Genomic DNA, 14,361 nt, shown 5'->3' with positions numbered 1-14,361 from the left:
CCGGTTCCGCACGGTCCGCGTCACCTGCCGCGCCCGCGAAGTGCCCCGGCTGGCGCATCAGGGCAGCCGAGCGAAGGCAAGGAGCAGAGCACACCAGTGGCGCTGACTAGCGCTCGTCGGAGGCCCACGATCCGCTGCGGTAGAGCGTGCCGCGACCACCCGGGTCGGGCACCCCGTTCAGTGCACTCTGCTCGGGTTCGGTCGACTCGGGATTGCGGGCGGCGCGGCGGGCGCGCAGCACGCGGGACCCGACGAACCAGGCCGCCGCCGCCACGCAGACCACGATCACCACTTTCTGGAGCGTGCCGACGTAGCCCTCGACGAGGTGCCAGTTGTCGCCGAGCAGGTAGCCGGCGAGCACGAAGGTGGTGTTCCAGATCAGGCTGCCCAGGGTGGTGTAGAGCAGGAATGTGCTCACCGGCATCCGCTCCACGCCGGCCGGAATGGAGATCAGGCTCCGGAAGATCGGGATCATCCGGCCGAAGAAGACGGCCTTCACGCCGTGCCGCAGGAACCACGCCTCGGTCCGGTCCACGTCGCTGAGCTTCACCAGGGGAAGCCGGGCCACGATGGCGCGCATGCGATCGCGTCCCAGCGCCGCGCCGATCAGGTAGAGCGCGAGCGCGCCCAGCACCGAGCCCAGCGTGGTCCAGAAAATCGCACCGAAGAGGCTCATCCGGCCCTGCGCGGCGACGAACCCGGCCAGCGGCAGGATCACCTCACTGGGGATCGGCGGGAAGAGGTTCTCCAACGCCACCGCCAGGCCGGCACCGGGCCCGCCGAGTCGTTCCACCAGGTCAGTGACGTAGCCGACGATCCCGTCCTGCGGTGGTTCCGCTGCGGCGGCGGGGGTTCCGGTGGCGAACACGGCGTGGGACGTTCGAATCATGCGCCCACGTTACGAAGTCATCCTGAGAACCGACCATGAGGCCGACCGCCCGGCTGCGCGGGGCGACCACACCGGTGGGGGTGTGGAAAGCCGCACCCCGTTACGGCTCGCGGTGGTGCAGCCGCTGTGCGTACCCCTGGATGTCGCGGCAAACGCGCGGGCGCACGCCGCCGCGGTCCGCGCGGCGGGTGCCCGGTTGGTGGTCTTTCCGGAGCTGTCGCTGACCGGGTACGAGTTGGACGCGCCGGTCGTGTCGGTCGACGACCCGCTGTTGACGCCACTGGTCGAGGCGTGCGCCGAGACGAACGCGCTGGCCCTGGTCGGTGCGCCGGTCGCGGGCGAGCACATCGCGATGCTGGCGGTGACCGGCGGCGGTGCGACGGTGGCGTACCGGAAGATGTGGCTGGGGGACGCGGAAGCCCGCCGGTTCCGGCCCGGCGGTGCGCCGGCCGTGCTCGATGTGGACGGTTGGCGGGTGGGGTTGGCGATCTGCAAGGACACCGGCGTGGTCGCGCACGCGGCGCGGACCGCGGCGCTCGGGATCGACGTGTACGCGGGGGGCGTCCTGGAGTCCGCCCGCGACGCCGCCGTGACGGACCAGCGGGCGCACCGGATCGCCACCGCGCACCGGGTCTGGGTGGCGGTGGCGAGCTTCGCCGGGTCGACCGGCGGCGGTTTCCGTGAGGCGGCCGGGCGCTCGGGCGTCTGGACGCCGGACGGCAGGGTCTTCGCCCGCGCGGGCACCGACCCGGGCGGGTCGGTCAGCGTCAGCATCGGCTGACCAATGTGTTTGCGCACCGGCGATGACCTTGTAATGCTTCGGGAATGACCGCCTTCCCGGGTACCTTCGCCGATGATGTCGTCGGCCAGTCAGCGCAGACGCAGTTCGAGGCGTTCATCGACGAGCACCGCAGGGCGCTCAACGGCTGTCTGGACGGGCTGACCGAGGAGCAGGCGCGCCGCTCGTTGGTGGCGTCCCGGACCACGTTGCTGGGTCTGGTGAAGCACGCCGCGTTCGTGGAGAAGGTCTGGTTCGACGAGGCCGTCACGTGTCGACCCCGCTCGGAGATCGGCATCCCCGCCACGCCGGACGAGTCGTTCATCCTCGATGACGGTGACACGATCGCCAGCATCCAGCGCGCGCACCGGGAAGCCTGTGAAGCCTCCCGCCGGGCCACGTCCGGCCTGGGCCTCGACGATGTGCTTCGCGGCAACCGCCGTGGCCCGTTGCCGCTGCGCTGGGTGTACCTGCACGTGCTGCGGGAGCTGGCGCAGCACTGCGGGCACGCGGAGATCCTGCGTGAGCAGATCGTGAACGCCGAATAGCCTCGACGCATGCCCGAGTTGGTCGCACCGACCGTCCGCCTGCACGCCCCCTGGTTGGCGGCCCACGACGAGTGGGGTCCTGGCCCGCACGAGGACGGGTTCGGGCTGCGGTCGACAGATGAGGTGCGCTCGCCGGAGGGTTTCGCGGCCTGGGTGACCCGGCTGGCCGACCAGTCCGACCCGGGGAAACGGCCGGACGCCGGCCCGGTGTGCACGTACCGGTGGATCGTCGAGGACGACCGGGTGCTCGGCGGGATCGCGCTTCGCCACCGGCCCGACGACCGCCTGTTGCGGGTCGCGGGCCACATCGGTTACGGCATCCGGCCGTCCGCGCGTCGGCGTGGGCTGGCGACGTGGGCACTGGGCCGGATGCTCGGTACGGCCCGGGCCCTCGGGCTGAGCCGGGTGCTGCTGGTCTGCGCGGCGGACAACGTCGCGTCGGCGGCGACGATCGAGCACCACGGCGGCGTCCCCGAGGAGATCCGGGACACCGAACCCGGTTCCGCACGGCGGTACTGGATCACGCTCTAGCCCACCGGCCGTTGTCGCCGAAACGACGCAGCGTCCAGCGGGCCGGTGGCCACCCGCCGGGGTCGTGGTCGGTGGTCCACTCGGTGATCGAGGCCGGGGGCACGTCCAGGTCGAACGCCCGGAAGACCGGCTGCGCGCCGAGCGCGTGGAACGCGCTCTCGACGGTCTCGCTGTGGCCGACCAGAACCACTGTGGAGCCCCGGTGCCGGTGGGCGATCTCCATGATCGCGCGGCTGACGCGGACCACCAGTTCGGCCCAGCTCTCGTTGCCCTCCTCGAACGGACGGAACACGCCGCCGCCCGCCACCGCGTGGTCGGTGCGGAAGAGGGCGGTCGGCAGGCCGTCGGCGTACGGGGGTGTGTGCCAGGTGCAGAGACCACAGTCGGCCACGGGGCGGACGCCGAACGCCGCACCGATCGGCTGCGCGGTCTCGACGGCCCTGCGCAGCACCGACGAGTAGACCGCCACCGGCCCGTCGGCGGCGACCTCACCGGTGAGCCGGTTGGCCAGGTGGTGTGCCTGCTCGTGGCCGAGGGCGGTGAGGCCCCGACAACCACGCGGCCCACCGACGATTCCTTCGAGCTGGTGGACCGACTCGCCGTGTCGCACGAAGATCAGACGTGTCCGCATCGGGACATCATGCCAGCGGTATCGACGGAGGTATCAGTCGTCCGTACGGCCGAAGGAGGAGCCGCCCGCCTGGGTGAGCAGAGCGTCCAGCTTCGCGCCCGTCTGCGCTGGTAGGCGGTCTCGTCGTACCAACTCGGCGATGCGGTCCCGCAGGTCGTCGACGCGCTTGGCGCGGTCCCTGCTATTGCGGCGGTTGAGGTCGGCCAGGTCGTCGCGCAGGTCTTCGGCGGTCTTCGGGTCGACGTCGCCGCGGGCGACGGCGGTGGCGAGGACGGCGGCGAACTCGCTTGTCACCTCCCGGAAGCTGACCGGTATCTGCTGCCCGCCCGTCGGCGGCGCGGTGCTGGCGGGGGGCACGGACGGCGTGGACGGTGCGGCCGGCGTCGGCGACTGCGTCGTGGGCGCGGGGGCCGGCGCGGAGGTCGAGGGCGCCTCGGCGATCTCTGCCGGGTCGGGTGTGCCCGGGTTGTCGAACGGATTCTGCGCGAACAGGGCGCCGACGCCGACCAGCACGGCCAGCACGGCCGCGACGAGCGCGGCGAGGGGCCGACGCTGTCGACGTCGGGCCGGCACGGCGGGAGCCGGGACGGGGCGCGCCAGAACCGACCGGTCGATCAGGGTGGGCGGGTGGGCGGCCGGCCGGACGCGCAGCAGCTCGGTGGGCGGCTCGACCGGCTGACCGGCGCCGAAGCGGCGGGCCAGCTGCGCGGCGCTCGGCCGGTCGGCCGGGTTGGCGGCCAGGCAGGCGACGGTCAGCTGGGCGATGTCGGCGGGGAGGCCGGGCACCCGCAGCGGCGGCACCGGGGTGCCCCGCCGGTGCACCTCCAGGGCGTCTTCCCAGCTCTGCACGGGCAGTGGCGCCTGCCCGGTGAGGGTGCGGTAGAGCAGCGCGCCGACGGCGTACACGTCGCTCGCCGGGTCGGGTGGGCCGGCGGTGAGCCGTTCCGGGGCGAAGTAGGCGGGGGTGCCCATCACCGGTTCGCCGGACTGGCTGTCGAGGCCGCCGAGCGCGGCGATGCCGAAGTCGAGCACCTTGGCGCCGGTGTCGGTGAGCATGACGTTGCCGGGCTTGACGTCGCGGTGCACGACGCCGATGCGGTGCGCGGCGGCCAGCGCGGCGGCGATCTGCCCGGCCATCCGGACGGCCTCCGGCCAGGGCATCGGCCCGGACCGTAGCCGGTCAGCCAGGTTGTGACCGTCGACCAGCTCCATCACCAGGTACGGCACGACGACGCCGTCGGCCAGGGTCGCCTCGGCGTAGTCGTACACCTGGGTGACGTGGGGGTGGGTCAGCCGGGCGGCCGCGCGGGCCTCGCGTTGGATGGTGGCCCGCAGCTGCGGGTCGGTGGCGAACTGCCCGGCGAGCACCTTGATCGCCACCGGCCGCCCGAGCACCTCGTCGTCGCCACGCCACACCTCGGACATGCCACCGAGACCGATCCGCTCGTGCAGCACGTAGCGGTCGTGGAGGCGGAGGGTGGGCCGGAGCGGAGACATGGCTTCCCCAGTCTGCCTGGCAACGCCGCTGTCGACCACTCTGCGTGCCCGAACCCGTACTGATCGTCCCGTGCGTACCGGAATGGGATTGGTTTGGGTCAGGAGCAGCGCGGGGTGCCGGGCAGTGGTCGCGGTTGGATGCGGTCGGCGAGCCGGCGCAGGGCGAGGGCGGTGGCCACCCGGGTCGGCGCGAGCAGGGCCCGGCGGGGGTGTTCGACCTGGACCGGGGCGTCCGGTCGGGCCGAGTTGACGTGCCGGTTCATGGCGTCGAGCGCGGTGACGTATCCGGTGGGCAGTTCCATGGTCAGCTCCTCGGGGCAGGTCCGGTGGACTCCCGGACGACGAGTGCGGTGGGCAGCAACACGTGACCGGCCGCGGCGTCCGCGGGCGGGTCGAGCAGGAGTTCGGCGGCGATCCGGCCCTTCTCCTCGGCCGGTTGCCGGACGGTGGTGAGACCGGCCGCAGCGGCCTCGGGGACGTCGTCGAAGCCAGTCACCGAGACGGTTGGACGATCATGGGCCGGCCGCGCGGCCAGGGCGTCCAGCACACCGAGCGCGAGGACGTCGGAGCCGGCCAGCACGGCGGTCGGCGGTGCGGGTTGGTCGAAGAGTTCGGCGATGGCCGCCGCCGCCGCTGGGCGGCTGTTGCCGGGCGCGTTGACGACTGTCAGCTCGGCCCAGCCGACACCGACCTCGGCGAAGGCGTCGGCGAACCCGGCGAGCCGGCCCCGGGTGGTCGGATGCGGCACCTGGTCGACCCCGGCCACGGTGAGCGGGCCGGCCGGCGCGTCGGGCAGCACGGAGTCGGCGAGCAACGCCACCCGACGGTGCCCGAGCCCGGCGACGTGCGCGGCGGCACTGCGCGCGGCGGCCCGCTCGTCGATGCCGACGTACCGTTCGTCGGCGCCGGCGTTGTCGCGGGGCGCCGTGCTGACGTACGGCAGCCCGCGGTGACGGATGACGTCCAACGCCCATTCCTCGTCGGCGACGCAGTAGACGCAGAACCCGTCGACGGCGGCGTTCTCCACCGCCCGCCGGGCGTCGGTCACCGCTGGCGGCAGCGGCACCAGCAGCATGCTCGTGCCGTGCCGCTCGGCCGCCGCGCCGACACCGGCGAGGAAGCGGACCGCGAACGGGTCGGTGAAGGCGTATGACAGTTGCGAGGTGAACAGCACCCCGATCGACCCGACGAAGCCTCGGCGCAGGGAGCGCGCGGTGGGGTTGGGGCCGGGGTAGCCGAGTTGCCGGGCGGCGTCCAGGATCCGCTCGCGCAGGGCGGCGGAGAGCTGGTCGGGGCGGCTGTAGGCGTTGGACACGGTGCTGCGGGAGACGCCGACGGCGTCGGCCACGGCTTGCAGTGTTGGCTTCACCGGCACCTCTCTGTATCGATCCAGTCTGTATCGATACAGAGACTAGCCCGACCGGTCGGCGTCGGTCAATACGTGAACTGAGGGACCCCGCCCGCGGGGCCGGCGCGGCGGAGGATCAGACGGGGTACGTGTCGTCCAGCAGCCGGTCGAGGATCTCCGCCGTACGCTCCGGCGGCTCGGCCTCGACACAGAGCCGTTCCATCGCCACCGCGTAGTAATCCAGGTCGTCGCGCTTGTCGAGGTAGATGGCGCTGGTGAGCTGTTCGATGTAGACGATGTCGGGCAGCTCCTGGTCGCCGAAGCGCAGGATGGTGAAGGCGCCCCCGGCGGCGGCGTGACCGCCGGCGGCGAACGGGATCACCTGGAGTCGGATGTGGGGCGACTTGGTCGCCTCGATGAGCGCGGTGAGCTGACCGCGCATGACCTCGGTGCCGCCGATGGGCCGGCGCAGCGCGGCCTCGTCCACCACGGCCCAGAGCTGCGGCGGATTCTCCCGGTGCAGCAGCTGCTGACGCTGCATCCGCAACGCGACGCGCCTGTCGATCTCGCCGGGACCGGCCGTCCCGTGCCCCAGCAGCACCACCGCCCGGGCGTATTCCGGGGTCTGCAACAGGCCGGGCACGAACTGCACCTCGTAGCTACGGATCAGCGCTGCGGCGGCCTCCAGGCCCAGGTACGACTGGAACCAGGACGGCAACACGTCGCCGTAGCGGTGCCACCAGCCGGGGCTGTTCGCGTCCCGCGCGAGCTTGAGCAGCGCGTCGCGCTCGTGCTCGTCGGTGACGCCATAGAGCGTCAACAGGTCGGCGACGTCGCGCTCCTTGAAGCCGACCCGGCCCAGCTCCATCCGGCTGATCTTGGATTCGGAGGAGCGGATCTCCCAACCGGCGCCCTCCCGGGTCACCCCGCTGGACTCCCGGAGGCGGCGCAGTTGGGCGCCGAGCAGCATGCGCAGCACGGTCGGCCCGGTTGTCGGGCCACCCTCGGCGGGAACCATCGTCACGTGCGGACCTCCGGACACCGACCCACGGCGGCCGGGCGCCCCGGCCCGGCCGACGTGTAAGCATGCCATGGACCGACAGTGAGATGAACTCCTCCACGTCGGTGAATAAGTCCCGTCGCCGGGACAACCGACGGTCAGTTGATCAGGTGGTCGAAGTCACCGTCCCGCGCGCCGAGAACGAAGGCAGCGATCTCGTCCACTGTGTAGATCAGGGCCGGCCCCTCCGGGTGTCGTGAGTTGCGGACCGCTATGCCCGCTCCCCCGGGCAGCTCGGCGAGTTCGACGCAGTTGCCGCTGGGATTGCTGCGGCGGCTCTTCTGCCAGCTCAGCGGGGGCAACTGCGGGATCGGTACGCCATTGGGTGGCTGATGCATGGAGGCGTCTTTCTGTTACGAGCCCGCCGGTGGCCGTGGGAGGAGCGGTAACGGCGAGGGGGTGCGGTATCGACATTGGACGGTTCTGCACGTGCATCTGCTATTGCATCTGCATCCGACGGCGAGCATGATAACGCACATGATCGGTGCCCATCCGTTCACTTTGTGTTACCCCCACACGGGCAACGATCAGGCAAAACTGGGCCCGACGCGGCGCGCCGCGTCAACCGAAGGCTGGAGGCGGTCGCGGCGATGGGAGGGTTCGTGCCGGATCCGATGAGTGTCGCCTCCGGCGTCTGCGCGGCCGGCGCGCTGCTCTCCTCCTGGCAACTACGCCGCCGCGCGGTGCGCGCCGAGGCCGAGATCAGCCACCTCCAGGCCGAGTTGGCCGCCGAGCGGCACGCCGCCAGCCACGACCCGCTCACCGGACTGCCCAACCGACGCGCCTTCTACCGCCTGGCGGCCGCCCTGCTCACCGACGCCGCCGGCCAGCCGCTGATCGCCGTGGTGCTCGACCTGGACGACTTCAAGCAGATCAACGACCGGTACGGGCACGCCGCCGGCGACCAGGTGCTGATCAGTGTGGCCGAGCGGCTCGCCGGCTTCGCCGGGGACAACCTCGTGGCCCGCCTCGGCGGCGACGAGTTCGCCGGTCTGCTCTCCAGCCCCACCGTCGACCGCCGCTGGATCGAGCACTCGACCCGCCGGCTCAGCGAGACCGTCGCCGCGCCGATCCGGCTGAGCGGGTGCAGCGTCCGGGTCACCGCCTCCGTCGGGCTGGCCCCGGTGACCGGCCCGGCCCAGCTCACCGACGCGCTCAGCCGCGCCGACGCGGCCATGTACCAGGCCAAGAGCCTCGGGGGCGCCCGGTCGCCCCGCCAACTGGTCGACAGCGCGTTCCTCACCGAGCGCTGACCGTTCAGGCGACCGGCGCGCCGAACCACCTGGACAGCTGGCCGAGCAGGTCGCTCTGATCGTCGCCGGCCCACGCCACGTGGCCGTCCGGCCGTAGCAGCACCGCGGGCACGTCCAACTCCTCGCTGACATCGACGACGTGGTCGACCCGCTCCGCCCAACCGGCGACCGAGAGCTGACCGGTCTGGTCGAGCAGCAGGCCGCGGCCCCGGTGCATCAGCTCGTAGAGACGCCCGCGCTTCAGCCGTACGTCACGCAGGTGACGACCGAGCATGTCGTGGCCCTCGCCGAAGTCGTAGCGGACCCCGATCGCGGTGACCTTCTCAATCAGGTACCGGTTGACGTCGTCGAAGTCCATCAGCTCGGACAACAGTCGGCGCACCGAGCGGGGCCCCGGCTCCGGTGAGAGCAGCAGCATCTGCGCCCGGGTGTTGGTCAGGACGTCCTCGGCCACCGGATGACGTTCGCTGTGGTAGCTGTCCAGCAGCCCCTGCGGCGCCCAGCCGGCGATCTCGGCGGCCAGCTTCCAACCGAGGTTGAACGCGTCCTGGATGCCGAGGTTGAGCCCCTGCCCACCGGTCGGCGGGTGGATGTGCGCCGCGTCGCCGGCCAGCAGCACCCGGCCGACCCGGTACCGCTCGGCCAGCCGGGTGGCGTCACCGAAGCGGGAGAGCCAGCGCGGTGAGTGCACGCCGAAGTCGGTGCCCGCGTACACCAGCAGTTGGCGTTTGAAGTCCTCGATGCTCGGCGGCACCGTGCGGTCCTCGACCACCCCCTCGGCCGGGACGACGACGCGGTACACCCCCTCCCCGAGGGGCCCGAGACCGAATCGGAGATGGGTCCTGCGGACCTCGGCCACCACCTCGGCCACCACCTCCGGCGGCACCCCCACCTCCATCTCACCGAGCAGGGTCTCGACGCTGCTGGGCTCGCCGGGAAAGCCGACGCCGAGCAGCCCGCGTACGGTGCTGCGACCGCCGTCGCAGCCGACGAGGTAGCGGGCACGCAGCTGGGTGCCATCGGCCAGCCGCACCGTCACCCCGCTGTCGTCCTGGCTCAGCCCGACCAGTTCGCTGCCGCGCCGGATCTCGGCGCCGACCTCGTTGGCGTGCTCGCTCAGCAGGCGGTCGGTGACGGTCTGCGGGATGCCGAGGACGTACCCGTGCGCGGTGTCCAGCCCGCCCGGCGACGGCTTGGAGATCGCGGCGAAGAAGCCCCCGACCGGGTGCTGCTGCCCGACCGCGAGGAACCGCTCCAGTAAACCTCGCTGGTCCAGCACCTCGATGCTGCGTGCGTGCAGGCCGAGCGCGCGCACGTGGCTCGTCGGCTCGGTCTCCTTCTCCAGCACCAGCACGTGCAACCCGTGCAGTCGCAACTCGCTGGACAGCATCAAGCCGGTCGGCCCACCGCCAGCAATGATCACATCGATCATGGAATCCCCCGATTTTCCCAGATTTGGGCGTCGGCTGGAGATTCTGCTGCACCACCCGGGTCTTGCCGCAAGGCCAGGGGTGCGATATATGTTGGAGGTGGCAGGGAGCGTGTTCGCTCTTTGCCTTCCTTTTTGCCCGCGTAGCCGACGGGCCCGCCGTAGCCGGCCTGCCGCCGCTCAGCGCTGTCGGTCGAGGTCGCGCAACGCCGTGTCGGCGAGGCTGACCAGACCCACCGGTGACACCAGCCCACGCACGATCCGCGCCGCGCGGCTCCGGTCGGCCGCCTCGGCGTCGAGGTCCAACGCCTGCCGGGTCCAGTCGCTGAGGTCGTCGAGCGCGCGGACCGCGAGGAACCAGGCCAGGCGCGCCCTGTCGACCTCGGTCGTGCCGTAGCCGGCGAGCACGGCCCGCTGCTGGTCGGGAGTGATCGGCGCGAAGGCGAGCACCCCGCCGAGCACGAACATCAGGTCGCACTCGGGCGGGGCGAGCACCGCGTCGTCCCAGTCGATCAGCCAGACCTGCCCGTCCGCGCCGAGCAGCAGGTTGCCCAGGTGCGGGTCACCGTGGCAGACGACGTGCGAGCCGGGCCGGTCGCGCTGCTCGGCCGCGCGGCGCTCGACCTCGCGGATCAGGAACCGCAGCCGGTCCGCCACCGCTGACCACACCCCCACCAGGTCCGCGACCAGCGGGTCCGCGAGATCCCCCGGGTCCGGGTCGCGCAGCCGCTCGGCCACCGCCCGGGTCGCGGTCACGATCGAGGGGTACGCCGCCCCGCCCGTCCGCAGCAACCGGCTGAGCTCCTCGGTCACCGGCACCGCGTGCACGGCGGCCAGCACCTCGCCGTACGCCCGCCAGTGCGCGTCGGTCATCGGGCCGTCGAGCGCCCGCTGGTCGGAGACCCACGGCACCACCGAGAGGCGGCGGCCGTCGTGGTCGATGGACAGCCGTCCGCCGACGGACCGCAGCGGCGCGGCGATGCCCGGCACCCCCTGTCCGGCCAGGTACGCCGTCACGACCAGGCCGGCCGGGGTGCCGCCACCGCTCAGCTTGACCGCGTACCGACAGCCGTCGGCGGCCTGAGCCAGCCACAGTCGGGCATGCTGGTCAGCGCCGGAGGTGACCCGCTCCATCGTGGACAGGTGCAGGCCGAAGCCCGTTCGTACCTGTTCGGCCACCTGCCGCGCGTCGTCCTGCTCCATGCGGACACCATGCCAGCGCTCCGGCCACCGACCCAGCGGTTTTGCCGGTCGCCTGGGTGTTCTGAGACGTCCTATCCGGGTATGGGATACCGGCACCAGCTACGACCGCCGAGAGGAACCGACGTGGCGACCATCAGCGCCCTCGTACTCAACTGCACCCTCAAACCGTCGCCCGCGCCGTCGAGCGCCGAGCAGCTCGGTCGGGAAGTGCTCGCCGAGTTGGCCACGCAGGGCGTGGAGGGCGAAATGATCCGGGTAGTCGATCACGATGTACGTTTCGGGGTGTCCACGGACGAGGGCGACGGCGACGGTTGGCCGGCCATCCGCGCCAAACTGATGGCAGCCCAGGTGCTGATCATCGCCACGCCGATCTGGCTCGGTCAGCCCTCCAGCGTCTGCAAGATGGTCCTCGAACGCCTCGACGCCGAACTCTCCGAGACCGACGCCAAGGGCCGACTCCGCACCTACGGCAAGGTGGCCGGCGTCGCCGTGGTCGGCAACGAGGACGGCGCCCACCACACCATCGGCGAGGTGCAGCAGGCACTCAACGAGGTCGGGTTCACCATCGCCGCCGCCGCCGCGACCTACTGGGTCGGCGAGGCGCTGCACACAGTGGACTACCGCGACGCCGGCCCCAAGCCCGACACCACCGGCCGCACCACCAAGGCTCTGGCGCTCAACACCGCACACCTGGCCCGGCTCCTCGCCGACCAGCCCTACCCGCCGCCGGACGCGAAGGGTGCCGGGGTCGGCCCGAGCCGCGAATAGACCTCACCGCCAGGTGCCCCACCGCTGGGGAAGCCCGGCGCGCGGCTCGCTACCGATCCGCCCCGGCCGGACGCGGCGCGGTCAGCGCCAGCCGTAGCCAGCGCGCAACGCCTGCCCGACCCGGTCGAACCGGGGCCGGTCCAACACGGCGCCCTCCCGGCGGATGCTGTCCTCGCGCATGGTGAGCACCCGGTCCAGCCGGACCCAGCTCGGCCGGTTGTCGCGGTCCCACTCCCCCGGCCCGAGCGCGAACCAGTGCCGCTGCCCGTCGCGCTCGCTCTGGCTGGACAGCATCAGCCCGAACAGGGTCCGGCTGTGGCGCCCGACGACCAGCACCGGCCGGTCCTTGCCCTGCCGGGGGTCGTCCTCGTACGGCACCCACGTCCAGACGATCTCGCCCGGGTCGGCCTGACCGTCGCGCTCCGGGGCGTAGGTCAGCTCCCGACGCTGCAACGCGCTCACCTGACGACGGCGAGCCACCTGCGCGGGCGCCGGCCCGGTACGCCGGGGCGACGGGATCACCGCACCCACCCGGGAGATACGCGCCGCGACATTCCTCAACAGACCAGCCACGGCGGGCAGCCTACCCGCCGCCGTGGCGGGCGGGTGCGACAGACTGGCCCGATGGACGAGCTCCCCCGCGACCTGCCGATCCTTGAGCGACGTGCGGTGCGGCTGGTGGTCACCGACGGCACCGAACGGGTCCTGCTGTTCCACACCCGGGACCCGGACCACCCCCGGTTGGGCACCTGGTGGGAGCTGCCGGGCGGCGGCATGGATCCCGGTGAGACCCATCGCGACACGGCGGTGCGGGAGCTGCGGGAGGAGACCGGCATCGTGATCAGCGCCGACCAGGCGGGCGCGCCGACCTGGCGGCGCCGGGCCAGCTTCCTGCACCGCCAGGTACGGCACCTGCAGGACGAGGTTGTCGTCGCCGTCCGACTGGCCGGCCCCGGCCCGGACGTGGACGAGACGCACCGGCTCGACTACGAGCGGGAGGACTACTTCGGCTTCCGCTGGTGGCCGTTGCCCGAGGTGGTGGCCAGCCGGGAACGGTTCTACCCCGGGCAGCTCCCTCGGCTGATCACCCCGTTCCTCGCCGGCACGGAGATCGACGAGCCGTTCGAGCTGTGGTCGTGAGCCAGGCCGGCGGGCAGAGTAGGGGCATGACGACAGCGCTGCACGGGCCCCTCTCCGCGTACGCCGCACGGCTGCACGCGACGATCGGCGACCGGCATCACGTCGCGTCCCCGCTCGGAGCCTGGTTGTTGCTCGCGGTCTGCGCCGCTGCGGCGGGCACCTCCGACCCGGCCACCAGGGACCTGACGCACGCCCTGGGCACCGACCCGGCGGACGCCGCCGAGGTCGCCCGAACCCTGCTGGACGCGCCGCACCCGCTGGTCGGGGCCGCCACCGCGCTCTGGCACCGGCCGGGGCAGGTCAACGGGCCGGCCGCGTGGCGGGCCGCGCTGCCCACCACCACCGCCGTCGGCGTCCTGCCCGACCAGGCCGGGTTGGACGCCTGGGCGCGTGAGCACACCCTCGGCCTGATCGAGGCGTTCCCCCTGCGGGTCGGGCCGGACGTGGTGCTGGCCCTGGCCAGCGCGTTGGCCACCCGGGTGTCCTGGGCCACCCCGTTCGACGTCGCCGACGCCCGCGCACTCGGCGCCGGCAGCCCGTGGGCCGGCCAGTTGCGGCGGGCGCTGCGCAGCCCGAGCCAGGGCCACCGGTGTGCCATCGTCACCACCGCGCGGGCCGGTGACGTGATCGTGCACGCCGCGCCGGCCCGGACAACCGACGGCGCGGGGCTGGTGGTGGTCTCGGTGGCCGCCGCGCCGCAGGTGCCGCCGGCCGACGTGCTGGCCGTCGCGTACGACCTCAGCGCCGGCGCGGCCGACGGCGCGCAACCGGCCGACAGCCGATCCCTGTTCGACCTGCCGCTCGGCGATGCTCCCCTGTGGACGGTCACCGAGCAGCGGGTACGCACCCGGGCCGCCGGCGGCCGCGAGGAGCGACACCACGCCGTACTCCCCTGCTGGTCGGCCCACAGCGAGCACGACCTGACCGCCCCGGCGCTCGGCTTCCCGGCCGCGTCGGCAACAGTGGCGAAGACGATGGCGCTGCCGATCGAGAACGTCGAGGCGCGACAGACGGCGATGGCCCGGTTCGGCCGGTACGGCTTCGAGGCGGCGGCGGTGACCGGGATGTTCGGGCTGACCAGTCTGCCGCCGGAGGGCGTCGCCCGCACCGCCGAGCTGCGCTTCGGTCACCCGTACGCCGTCGTGGCGGTCGCCACCGACACCCGGGGCGACGGTGGCACCGGACCGTGGCACGCGGTGCCGGTCTTCTCCGCCTGGATCAGCGAGCCGGAGGAGCTGCCCGAGGCTGACGCCGCCGACCGGTGACCCCGGAGCGGCGAGCCGTGG

General features: G+C 72.7%; 17 protein-coding genes. 7 read left to right on the top strand and 10 right to left on the bottom strand.

What is annotated here, in order from left to right; translation table 11 throughout:
- Positions 1-106 precede the first annotated feature (106 nt).
- Positions 107-889 (bottom strand): DedA family protein, encoded by a 783-nt coding sequence (locus AB0C03_RS31100; protein ID WP_357640785.1) that lies wholly within the window; start codon positions 887-889, stop codon positions 107-109.
- 82 nt (positions 890-971) lie between these two features.
- Here AB0C03_RS31100 and AB0C03_RS31095 point away from each other — a divergent pair, with 82 nt between their 5' ends.
- Genes AB0C03_RS31095 through AB0C03_RS31085 form a run of 3 tightly spaced genes read left to right on the top strand, consistent with a single transcriptional unit; the run spans position 972 to position 2,746 of the window.
- A complete protein-coding gene (locus AB0C03_RS31095; protein WP_030336419.1) occupies positions 972-1,670 on the top strand; it encodes a carbon-nitrogen hydrolase family protein in 699 nt (232 codons plus the stop codon).
- A 44-nt stretch (positions 1,671-1,714) separates the two neighbouring features.
- Positions 1,715-2,215 (top strand): DinB family protein, encoded by a 501-nt coding sequence (locus AB0C03_RS31090; protein WP_030336417.1) that lies wholly within the window; start codon positions 1,715-1,717, stop codon positions 2,213-2,215.
- A gap of 9 nt (positions 2,216-2,224) precedes the next feature.
- On the top strand, positions 2,225-2,746 hold the full coding sequence (locus tag AB0C03_RS31085; protein WP_357640780.1) for a GNAT family N-acetyltransferase: 522 nt from the start codon (positions 2,225-2,227) through the stop codon (positions 2,744-2,746).
- On the opposite strand, the gene AB0C03_RS31080 is transcribed toward AB0C03_RS31085, so the two are convergent.
- From AB0C03_RS31080 to AB0C03_RS31055, 6 genes are all read right to left on the bottom strand, one after another.
- Positions 2,736-3,377: a histidine phosphatase family protein gene (locus AB0C03_RS31080; RefSeq protein ID WP_357640778.1), complete on the bottom strand. Its 642-nt coding sequence runs from the start codon at positions 3,375-3,377 to the stop codon at positions 2,736-2,738. The genes AB0C03_RS31085 and AB0C03_RS31080 overlap by 11 nt on opposite strands.
- Positions 3,378-3,410: 33 nt before the next feature.
- Positions 3,411-4,874, bottom strand: a complete 1,464-nt coding sequence (locus AB0C03_RS31075) for a serine/threonine-protein kinase (protein WP_210866331.1) — start codon at positions 4,872-4,874, stop codon at positions 3,411-3,413.
- A 98-nt stretch (positions 4,875-4,972) separates the two neighbouring features.
- Complete coding sequence (locus AB0C03_RS31070; protein WP_030336406.1) at positions 4,973-5,176, bottom strand: hypothetical protein; 204 nt, start codon at positions 5,174-5,176, stop codon at positions 4,973-4,975.
- A 2-nt stretch (positions 5,177-5,178) separates the two neighbouring features.
- Positions 5,179-6,222 (bottom strand): LacI family DNA-binding transcriptional regulator, encoded by a 1,044-nt coding sequence (locus AB0C03_RS31065; RefSeq protein ID WP_357640774.1) that lies wholly within the window; start codon positions 6,220-6,222, stop codon positions 5,179-5,181.
- 136 nt (positions 6,223-6,358) lie between these two features.
- Positions 6,359-7,246, bottom strand: coding sequence for a Sco1979 family transcriptional regulator (locus AB0C03_RS31060; RefSeq protein ID WP_156057894.1), 888 nt, complete (start codon positions 7,244-7,246; stop codon positions 6,359-6,361).
- Between the two features lie 134 nt (positions 7,247-7,380).
- A complete protein-coding gene (locus AB0C03_RS31055; RefSeq protein ID WP_030336398.1) occupies positions 7,381-7,620 on the bottom strand; it encodes a DUF397 domain-containing protein in 240 nt (79 codons plus the stop codon).
- Between the two features lie 264 nt (positions 7,621-7,884).
- Here AB0C03_RS31055 and AB0C03_RS31050 point away from each other — a divergent pair, with 264 nt between their 5' ends.
- A complete protein-coding gene (locus AB0C03_RS31050) occupies positions 7,885-8,535 on the top strand; it encodes a GGDEF domain-containing protein (RefSeq protein WP_030336395.1) in 651 nt (216 codons plus the stop codon).
- A gap of 4 nt (positions 8,536-8,539) precedes the next feature.
- Here AB0C03_RS31050 and rox read toward each other — a convergent pair whose 3' ends face one another.
- Both rox and AB0C03_RS31040 read right to left on the bottom strand, forming a co-directional pair.
- Positions 8,540-9,967 carry a rifampin monooxygenase gene (gene rox, locus AB0C03_RS31045; protein WP_357640769.1) on the bottom strand — a complete coding sequence of 476 codons (1,428 nt, stop codon included), beginning with the start codon at positions 9,965-9,967 and terminating at the stop codon, positions 8,540-8,542.
- 177 nt (positions 9,968-10,144) lie between these two features.
- Positions 10,145-11,167: a phosphotransferase enzyme family protein gene (locus AB0C03_RS31040; RefSeq protein WP_357640766.1), complete on the bottom strand. Its 1,023-nt coding sequence runs from the start codon at positions 11,165-11,167 to the stop codon at positions 10,145-10,147.
- Between the two features lie 123 nt (positions 11,168-11,290).
- Between AB0C03_RS31040 and AB0C03_RS31035 the strand changes: the two genes are divergently transcribed.
- Positions 11,291-11,935, top strand: a complete 645-nt coding sequence (locus AB0C03_RS31035; protein ID WP_357640763.1) for a flavodoxin family protein — start codon at positions 11,291-11,293, stop codon at positions 11,933-11,935.
- Between the two features lie 81 nt (positions 11,936-12,016).
- Here AB0C03_RS31035 and AB0C03_RS31030 read toward each other — a convergent pair whose 3' ends face one another.
- Entirely contained in the window at positions 12,017-12,508 is a 492-nt protein-coding gene (locus tag AB0C03_RS31030; protein ID WP_030336385.1) for a type II toxin-antitoxin system PemK/MazF family toxin, read from the bottom strand.
- A gap of 51 nt (positions 12,509-12,559) precedes the next feature.
- Here AB0C03_RS31030 and AB0C03_RS31025 point away from each other — a divergent pair, with 51 nt between their 5' ends.
- Both AB0C03_RS31025 and AB0C03_RS31020 read left to right on the top strand, forming a co-directional pair.
- Complete coding sequence (locus AB0C03_RS31025) at positions 12,560-13,075, top strand: NUDIX hydrolase (RefSeq protein ID WP_357640760.1); 516 nt, start codon at positions 12,560-12,562, stop codon at positions 13,073-13,075.
- 26 nt (positions 13,076-13,101) lie between these two features.
- Entirely contained in the window at positions 13,102-14,340 is a 1,239-nt protein-coding gene (locus AB0C03_RS31020; protein WP_357640757.1) for a serine/threonine-protein kinase, read from the top strand.
- Positions 14,341-14,361 lie beyond the last annotated feature (21 nt).

Origin of the sequence: Micromonospora parva, assembly GCF_040649675.1 — a bacterium.
Classification (GTDB): Bacteria; Actinomycetota; Actinomycetes; order Mycobacteriales; family Micromonosporaceae; genus Micromonospora; species Micromonospora parva.
This window is presented reverse-complemented; position numbering and strand designations above follow the sequence as displayed.